The sequence below is a fragment of the uncultured Brevundimonas sp. genome (assembly GCF_937870815.1).
Lineage (GTDB): Bacteria > Pseudomonadota > Alphaproteobacteria > Caulobacterales > Caulobacteraceae > Brevundimonas.
Genome location: NZ_CALMZS010000159.1, coordinates 1 through 8780 on the forward strand (window position 1 = coordinate 1; position 8780 = coordinate 8780).

The window sequence follows — 8780 nt, forward strand, 5'->3', positions numbered from 1 at the left end:
GCCCTGATCGGCGCGGTCAACATCATCCAGAACAAGGCCGATGTGAACGGCCTGGACGCCGCCGCCCGCGCCGGCGCGGGCAATTTCGACTACCGCATGGTCGAGCTGATGCTGAACGCGCCGCTGGGCGACACGGCGGCGCTGCGCTTCGCCACCCGGATGAAGAGCCGCGACGGCTATGTCGAAAACCGGCTGGGCGGCGAGGACTATAACGGCGTCGAGACCCTGGCCTTCCGGGCGCTGGCGGCGTTTGAACCGACCCCGGCCCTGCGCATCGACCTGATCGGCAACTACCAGACCGACGACGCCTCGGGCGTCAGCTTCAAGTCCAGGGCCTATTCGCCCCAGGACCCGACGACCGGCGCGGTCCTGGGCGGCCGGGATCCCTGGGAGGGCGCGGCGCTGACGCCGGGCACGAACATCGACGGCGGCCGCAGCCTGGGCGTCGATCGCGAGGTCTATGGCCTGACCGGCCTGGTCCGCCTGGACCTCGACGACGCCCTGACCCTGACCTCGACCAGCGCCTGGCGCCGGTTCGACACCGTCGAGGTGTACGATCCGGACGGCGTGTCCCTGCCCCTGCTCACGGGCGTGGCCGACACCGAGGGCGAGCAGTGGAGCCAGGAGTTCCGCCTCAACTGGGACAACGGCGGCGTTCTGTCGGGCTTCGTCGGCGCCGGCTATTTCAGCGAGGAGGGTTCGCAGCGGACGCCGATCGAGGTCGACGAGCGCGTCGCCCTGGCCCAGTTCGCCGGCCTGCTGGACGGGGCGCCGGGCGTGGCCCTGACCAGCCACCTGCCGCTGGCCGCCTATGGCAGTCCCGCCCTGCTCGACCCCATACTGGCCGGCTTCGGCCTGCCCGCCCCGGTCATCCCCGGCATCCGCAACAATCTGAAGCCCGGCCATATCGAGATCGCCACAAGCGGCAGCGAGCTGGAATCCTTCGATCTGTTCGGCGACCTGACCTGGAAGCCCACCGACCGGCTCGAGTTCGCCGCCGGCGTGCGCTACACCCGCGACGAGAAGACCACCGACTTCTCGACCGCCGTGCTCAACGGCCGCTCGATCCTCGGCGGTCTGCTGGGCCTGCAGCAGGTCCAGGCCCAGATCGCCGCCCTGATCGCCCAGGGCACCCCCGCCGCCTTCGCCCAGGCCGCCGCCCTGGGGGCCTTCGCCAACGGCCTGGTGGTCCAGCTGGCCACGCCCGGCGCCGCCAACGCCCCGGCCAGCGCGGCCTTTCCGCTGTTCGGCCTGACCTTCCAGCCGACCGTCGGCAACGGCTCGGTGATCTCGCGCGACCTGGAGGACGAGGGCCTGACCTGGCGGGTGACCGGCCGCTACGCCGTCTCCGAGGACGCCAGCCTCTACGCCACCTACGCCCGCGGACGCCGCCCCAAGGTTCTGGCCCCGCGCGCGCCGTCCAGCCCGTTCGGCGCGCCCAACTTCACCGAGGTCGACGCCGAGGAGGTCGACAGCTATGAGGTCGGCGCCAAGACGGTCCTGATGGACGGAACGCTGCGCCTCGACGGCGCGGTCTATTTCTACGAATACCAGAATTTCCAGACCACGGTTCAGATCGGCACCCAGTTCGTCACCACCAACGCCGGCGAGGCCGAGGCCTACGGTTTCGAGGGCCAGGGCTTCTGGAGTCTGTCGGACGACTTCGACCTGTTCGGCGTCTATGGCTACAACCACTCGCGCTTCAAGGCGGGCCTGTTCGACGGCAACCGCTTCCGCCTGTCGCCCGATCATCGCGCCTCGGTCGGCCTGATCTGGCGCCTGCCGGTCGCGGGCGGCCGCTTCGAGGTCCAGCCGACTTACACCTGGCAGTCCCAGGTCTTCTTCGACGACAACAACGACCGCACCGACCTGCAGACCACCAATTTCGTGCCCGACGCGGCGGTGGACGAGGTCCAGGACAGCTATGGACTGCTCAACCTGCGCATCCGCTACGCTCCCGACGGCGGACACTGGGGCGTCGAACTGTTCGGCGACAATCTGCTGGACGAGGAATACGTCAAGGACGCGGGCAACACCGGCGACTCGCTGGGCCTGCCGACCTTCATCGCCGGCGAGCCGCGGATGTACGGCGTCAATGTCAGCCTGCGCTACTAGGAGGGCGGAGCCATGACCCTGCACCGCCGCGACCTTCTCGGCCTGTTCGGCGCCGGCGCGGCAGGGGCGGCCGTCCCCGCGGCGGCGCAGGACGCGCCGGAGGTTTCCTTCCTCCACGGCGTGGCCTCGGGCGATCCGCGCGCCGACGGAGTCCTGCTCTGGACCCGGGTGACGCCGGCCGATCCGTCCGTCCGGTCCATCGAGGTCGAATGGGCGGTGTGGCAGGACGGCGACGCCGTTGCGCGCGGAGGCCGGACGCACACGGGTCCGGAGCGCGACTTCACGGTCAAGGTGCCGGTCACGGACCTGGAGCCGGGCGTCGAATACCGCTATCTGTTCGCCGTCGGCGCCGCGCGTTCGCCCCAGGGCCGGACCCGCACCCTGCCGGCCGGCCCCACGCCCGACGTGGTCCTGGCCGTGGCCTCGTGCCAGCTTTACGCCGGCGGCCTGTTCAATGCCTGGGACGCCGTCTCCAGACTCGAGCGCGTCGACGCCGTCGTCCATCTGGGGGACTATATCTACGAATACGGGGCTGACCCGGCCGACTACGGCATGGCCATCGGGGGCCGCCTGAACCGGGCGCCCGAACCGGCCCACGAGATCGTCAGCCTGGCCGACTACCGCACCCGTCACGCCCAGTACAAGTCCGACCCCGACCTGCAGGCGGCCCACGCCCGCGCGCCCTTCATCTGCGTCTGGGACGATCACGAGGTCGCCAACGACGCCTGGACGGAAGGGGCCGAAAACCACGCGCCGGCGACCGAGGGCGACTTCGCCGCGCGCAAGGCCGCGGCGCTCAGGGCCTATTTCGAATGGATGCCGATCCGGGAGCCGGAAGCCGGGCTGACCCCGGACGCCATCCAGCGCAGCTTCGACTTCGGCGACCTGGCCAGCCTGCTGATGGTCGAGACCCGGCTGCTGGCCCGGGGCGAGCCGCTGACCTATGCCAAGGACATGCCGGTCGCCGCCGGCGGCCCCGACGTCGCCGCCTTCCAGGCCAGGCGCGGCGACCCCGCCCGCGACCTGCTCGGCGAGACCCAGCGCGACTGGGTTCGCTCCACCCTCCAGGCCTCGCGGGCCTCGGGCAGGCCGTGGCAGGTGATCGGCAACCAGGTGGTCATGGCCCGCGTCCAGGGTCCGGATGTCACCACCATGGCCAATCCGTTGCAGATCGCGGCCCTGATCGCCGGCCTGCCCCAGGCGGTGCGGCCCCGGATCCGCCAGTCGATCGAACTGTTCAAACTGGGCGTGCCCTTCAATCTCGACAGCTGGGACGGCTATCCCGCCGGCCGCGAACGCCTGTACGCCGCCTTCGCCGAGGCGGGGGTCCAGCCCATCGTCCTGGCCGGCGACAGCCACGCCTTCTGGGTCAACGACCTGAGGGCCGCCGACGGCGCCCGCCGCGGCGTCGAGTTCGGGACCAGCGCCATCTCCAGCCCCTCGGTCGGCGACGCCACGCCGGGCCTGCCGCTGGGCGCGGCCCTGATGCGGGCCAATGACGAGGTGGTCTTCTGCGACCAGACGGCCAAGGGCTATGTACTGCTGACCCTGACGCCGGATCAGGCGAAGGCCGAGCTGCACACCGTCTCGACCATTCTCGCCAAGCCCTATGAGGCCGGAGTGCTCAGGACCTTCACCGTCGCCCGCACCTCCGACGGCCTGGGTCCGATCGTCGAAGCCTGATCTCCAACTCCTCCCCTAAGGGGGAGGCGTGGCCGGCTCCTGCCCCACGAAGCGCGCGTCCCGCGCCGCCATCCAGGCCTCGCGCACGCCCTGTCTGGGCATGTCGACGCCGAACACCGCCAGCTGCGCGACCCACACCTCCGACAGCTGGCCCACCGTCTCCGCCCCCCAGCCCGGCGGCTGCCGCCGGGCCCAGTTCAGCGGCGACGCCGCATTGAAGATCAGCAGGAAGGCGGTCGCCACCATCAGCACCCGGCTGGCCCAGCGCCGGTCGCGCGCGGCCACGCCCTCGTCGTCCAGCGGCGGGGCCGGCGGAAAGGCGAACCGGCCCAGGGCCGCCAGCGCGTTCTCCCGCGTCGGCAGATCGTGGGCGTCGGCGCTCTCGATCCAGTCGCTCGGCGGATCGGACGGAGGCGCGGCGGCGACGCTCTCGCCCAGGGGCGGAAACGGCGACTCCGCCGGATGGACCGGGAACGGCTCCAGCGGCGGCGGCGGATCTTCAGGTTCGTCGGTCATCACGGAGTCAACGCCCTAGAACTGGAAATAGATGAACGGGGCCACGCCCTCGGGCCGCACCGCCTCGACCAGCAGGACGGCCGCGCCGACCAGCAGGCCGAGGGTGATCGACGGCGCCGTCTTCAGCCGCTCGGCCATGCCCTCGACGGCGCGCGGCGGCAGCCAGTGCATGGCCAGCCCGCCGGCGATCAGGGTCAGCAGCAGCGGCGTCAGCATGACCGCCGGCCCGGCCCGGCCGAGCCCCTCCAGCACCTGAACGGCCAGGCCGAAGCTCTCGGCCCTGAACAGGATCCAGCCCAGGCAGACGATGTGGAAGGTGACCAGCACCCCGACGAAGGCCGGCACGGTCCGCCTGTCTCCGACGGCGGCGCGGAACAGCCGCTCGACCACCTGCACGCCGCCGTGCAGCGCGCCCCAGGCCAGGAAGGTCAGCGCCGCCCCGTGCCACAACCCGCCCAGCACCATGGTGATGAAGACGTTGACGCAGCTGGCGAACAGCCCCTTCCGGCCGCCGCCCAGCGGCACATAGAGGTAGTCCCGCAGCCAGCTGGACAGGCTGATGTGCCAGCGCCGCCAGAATTGCTGCATCGAGGCCGCCCGGTACGGCTGGTCGAAATTGCGCGGGAAGGAATAGCCCAGCAGGGCCGCCAGCCCGATGGCCATGTCGGAATAGGCCGAGAAGTCGCAGTAGATCTGGACCGCATAGCCATAGACCGCCGCCGCGATGTCCACCGCCCCGTAGGCGGTCGGGTCGAAGAACACCGGATCGACCAGATTCACCGACAGTTCCGAGGCGATCACCGTCTTCTTGAACAGGCCCCAGACGATCAGCAGCAGGCCGTGGGCGGCCATCTCCCGGGTCAGCCGCGGCGTCCGGTCGAACTGCGGCAGCAGGTCCGAGGCGCGCACGATCGGCCCCGCCACCAGGTGCGGGAAGAAGCTCATCAGCAGCATGACGTCCAGCAGGCTCTTGGCCGGCGGCGTCTTGCCGCGCCGCACGTCGACGACGTACGAAATGCCCTGGAAGGTGAAGAACGAAATGCCCACCGGCAGCACGATCTGCAGCAGCGGCAGGTCCCGCTCCCAGCCGAACCGGGCCAGCAGCTCGCCGGCCTCCTCGACGAAGAAGCCGTAGTATTTGAAGAAGCCGAGGATCAGCAGATTGGCCGCGACGCCCAGTCCGACCAGCCAGCCGCCGCCTTTCGCCTCGCCGCGCCGCTCGCGGTCCCGCGCGATCAGCGCCGCCACCGCCCAGTTCAGCACCGCCGATCCGATCAGCAGGCCGACGAAGCGCCAGTCCCACTGGGCGTAGAAGAACCAGCTGGCCAGCAGCAGGAACAGCTTGCGCCGCCCGTTCTCGCGGTCCAGCGACCAGGCGGTGAAATAGACGATCAGGAAGAAGACGCCGAAGGCCAGGGTGGGGAACAGCATCTAGTCCGCGCCCCCCGGCCCGGCCTTCCACGCCTCATAGGCCGCGATCAGGTCGTCCGCGAGGACGCCGCCGATCCAGTCCGCCCCCGCGCCGGTGAAATGCACCCCGTCGCCGTGCATCAGGGGCTCGGCCCTCGACGCCAGCCGGTCCGCCGAACAGTCTCCCCCCATCCGTCCGTGCCAGTCCCAGAACGCCACGCCCAGATCGGCGGCGACCCGGCGCTGCACGTCCCGGACCACCGCCAGCGACGGCGGCGGCGCCCGCCGCCCGTCGGCGGAACAGCCGGCCTCCACCCCGCTGCGCAGCGCGTCCGGCGCGCCGAGGATCAGCAGGGACGGAGCGGGCGTCAGGCGGCGCAGCCGGTCGACCTGGCTTCTCAGCAGCGCCTCGTAGGCCGCCGCGTCCAGCGCGTCCTCGAACCCCTCATTGGTTCCGAAGGCCAGGATGACCAGGTCGGCGGCCCCGGGCGGCGGCCCGCCCGCGACCTCGTCGTCGGGCCATTCCGGCAGGTGGTGCAAGGTCGCCCCGACCCGGCCGGACTCGAAGAACAGGACGCCCGGCCGCCGCTCGCCATGGCCCTCAACCGCCGGACCCGCGGGGGCCGGGGCATGGCCGAAACGCGCCTGCAGTCGCGTACGCACGGCGCCGGTGATGCGCCCGCCCGCCGTGTGGCTGTCTCCGATCTGACGGATGTGCACGACCGGGACCGGCTCGCCCGCCCCGGCCCCCGCCCCCGCCAGCCGGCGGAAAACGGCCGAGAGGGCGTCCGCCTGGCACAGGCCGCCGGGGCAGGCCGACGGCCCGGGAGCCAGCCGCTCCAGCGCGCCATAGGCGACCGACTGCGCGCCGGCCGCGCCCGCCGCGGCCCACAGGCCCGCCGCGATCAGCGCCCCCGCCGGCTTCATCCCCGGGCCGCGGAAACCGCCGCCGACGGCCGGTCCAGGCCGGCGTCGCGCTTCAGCCGCTCCGCCACCGGACCGCTGATGCGCAGATAGCCGGCCATCGACATGTGGATGCCGTCATTGGCCCGCATCAGCACCTTGCGGCCGCTGTCGTTCGGCAGATAGGCCTCGTAGCCGCCCTCGCCGTTGGCGGTCAGGGCCGTGGTCTCCAGATACGGCACGCCCAGCGCCCGCATCCGCGCCTCGACCACCCCGTTGATCAGCGCCATCCGGCCGTCGAACCGCGGGCTCTTCATGCGCGGCAGGCCGACCCAGTACACCGCCACGTCGCGGCTGCGCAGCATGGCCACCAGATTGTCGATCCGCGTCGCATAGGCGGCCTTCCAGCCGTCGGTGCCGAAGTCGTGGATCACGCCGTCCAGGCTGATGCCCTGGGCGTCGTTGGTGCCGAACAGGATCACCGCCACGTCGATCGGCGTCTCCGCGATCTGCCGCTGCGTCTTGGCCTGGATGTCGACGTAGTCGTAGCGGGACAGGCCGGTCGAGACCTCGGAGAATTTGGTCACCGTGATCCTGGGCTCATCGCGCAGGTCGCGGTAGAGGCCGGTGTAGAGGCCGTCGGCCATCGAATCCCCGAACACCCCGATGCGCAGCGGCCCCTGGGCCAGCCGCGTCGACAGCGGGGTCACGGCGGGAACCGGCGGCGGCGCGGCGACCACGGCGGCCGGCGGCGCCGCGGGGGCGCGCGCCGGCGGCGCCGAGGCGTTGGCCCGGTCGCCCAGCATCACCGTCGGATGGCGCAGCCAGTGGCGCCCGTCAGCGGTCAGCAGCAGGCCCGCCGCCACCCCCGCCACAAAGCTCGCCGTCAATGCGTTGACGCCAGTCCGCACCTCGTCCCCCCGAACGTGAATCCGCCAAGCCTCGCCTTTAACCCTGTCGGGGCCCGCTGGCCATGACGTGCCCGCCTCACGCGAAGAAAAAGGTTAACGGGGCCCGCTCCGTCTCCTCCCCGTCACGCAGCGATGGGGAGGGGAACCGCGACCCGAAGGGCGGCGCGTAGCAGTCAAGGGGTTGAGGGGTGCTGCAGGCGACGAGACGGAGGGACTCACTCCGCTGCCCGCTGGTGACGCCGCGATCGCTGGTTCATCACCAAGACCACGAAGAAGGGCACGAAGGACACGACGGGAGCGAGCCCGTCGCACCCTTCCGCGGGCCCTTGCCCGCCATCAAACCTCAAGCGCCTCCCTGGCGGGAGCCGCCGGCCCTGCAGCCCCTTCGTGTCCTTCGAGACCCCTTGGTGGCCTTCGTGATGAACCATGGCTCTCAAGGGCCGGCCCAAGCCCATGACGCTGTGCTGGCAATCCGCGAAATTATAGTCTGGTTCAGCGAAAAACATCCCGTCTTTCCAGCCGCATAGCGGATTTCAAACGCTATCTTCTATCCGGATAGGCCGACGGGTGCATACTTGCTGTCTTTCGCCCGCCGGTCTTTGACAATCGAATCCCCGGCCGCCCCCCCAGGCGTGTCCCCTCAGGCCCCGATGTCGGATCTGCCGACTCTGCCGACTCCGCCATCGCGTTTTTCCGATCGATGCCGACTCTGCCGACTCTGCCACACCGTTTTTTCGGTTATCGGTCCCGGCGCGACGCGGCCCGCCGCCAGACGCCCCAGAGACTTGCCCCGCCCGCCCCGTCGCCGTAGAGACCAAACAGGCCGTCGATATTCATCAGACGGTGAAAAAATGAGGAAGCGATGCGGAAGATCTTCCCTGACGCGAAATCCGCGCTGGAGGGCCTGACCTTCGACGGCATGACCGTCATGTCCGGCGGCTTCGGCCTGTGCGGCATCCCCGAACACCTGATCGCCGCCCTGCGCGACAGCGGCGCCAGGGACCTGACGGTCATCTCCAACAACGCCGGGGTCGACGGCTTCGGCCTCGGCCAGCTGCTCGAGACCCGCCAGATCGCCCGGATGATCTCGTCCTACGTCGGCGAGAACAGGGAGTTCGAGCGCCAGTATCTGGCCGGCGAGCTCCAGCTCGAGTTCAACCCCCAGGGCACCCTGGCCGAGCGCATCCGCGCCGGCGGCGCCGGCATCCCGGCCTTCTTCACCGCCACCGGCGTCGGCACCCT

General features: G+C 70.8%; 7 protein-coding genes. 3 read left to right on the forward strand and 4 right to left on the reverse strand.

Annotation, left to right across the window (positions count from 1 at the left end):
* Both Q0588_RS10270 and Q0588_RS10275 read left to right on the forward strand, forming a co-directional pair.
* Window positions 1-2115: TonB-dependent receptor (locus tag Q0588_RS10270; RefSeq protein ID WP_298745861.1), on the forward strand; the 2115-nt coding region annotated here is incomplete at its 5' end.
* A 12-nt stretch (window positions 2116-2127) separates the two neighbouring features.
* On the forward strand, window positions 2128-3798 hold the full coding sequence (locus Q0588_RS10275) for an alkaline phosphatase D family protein (protein ID WP_298745862.1): 1671 nt from the start codon (window positions 2128-2130) through the stop codon (window positions 3796-3798).
* Window positions 3799-3813: 15 nt separating this feature from the next.
* On the opposite strand, the gene Q0588_RS10280 is transcribed toward Q0588_RS10275, so the two are convergent.
* The 4 genes from Q0588_RS10280 to Q0588_RS10295 are packed head-to-tail and all read right to left on the reverse strand — an operon-like array spanning window position 3814 to window position 7538.
* A complete protein-coding gene (locus Q0588_RS10280) occupies window positions 3814-4314 on the reverse strand; it encodes a hypothetical protein (RefSeq protein WP_298745863.1) in 501 nt (166 codons plus the stop codon).
* 15 nt (window positions 4315-4329) lie between these two features.
* Window positions 4330-5745, reverse strand: coding sequence for an MBOAT family protein (locus tag Q0588_RS10285; protein ID WP_298745864.1), 1416 nt, complete (start codon window positions 5743-5745; stop codon window positions 4330-4332).
* Entirely contained in the window at window positions 5746-6651 is a 906-nt protein-coding gene (locus Q0588_RS10290) for a GDSL-type esterase/lipase family protein (RefSeq protein ID WP_298745865.1), read from the reverse strand.
* Window positions 6648-7538, reverse strand: coding sequence for a DUF459 domain-containing protein (locus tag Q0588_RS10295; RefSeq protein WP_298745866.1), 891 nt, complete (start codon window positions 7536-7538; stop codon window positions 6648-6650). Before Q0588_RS10295 ends, Q0588_RS10290 begins: the two co-directional genes overlap by 4 nt.
* An 862-nt stretch (window positions 7539-8400) precedes the next feature.
* Here Q0588_RS10295 and Q0588_RS10300 point away from each other — a divergent pair.
* On the forward strand, window positions 8401-8780 hold a 380-nt coding region (locus Q0588_RS10300; RefSeq protein WP_298745867.1), incomplete at its 3' end, for a CoA transferase subunit A.

What these genes read in the sequence shown, in the direction of transcription:
- Q0588_RS10285 (WP_298745864.1), bottom strand. Translation starts at nt 5,745, where the DNA reads ATGCTGTTCCCCACCCTGGCCTTCGGCGTCTTCTTCCTGATCGTCTAT.
- Q0588_RS10290 (WP_298745865.1), bottom strand. Translation starts at nt 6,651, where the DNA reads ATGAAGCCGGCGGGGGCGCTGATCGCGGCGGGCCTGTGGGCCGCGGCG.
- Q0588_RS10280 (WP_298745863.1), bottom strand. Translation starts at nt 4,314, where the DNA reads ATGACCGACGAACCTGAAGATCCGCCGCCGCCGCTGGAGCCGTTCCCG.
- Q0588_RS10275 (WP_298745862.1), top strand. Translation starts at nt 2,128, where the DNA reads ATGACCCTGCACCGCCGCGACCTTCTCGGCCTGTTCGGCGCCGGCGCG.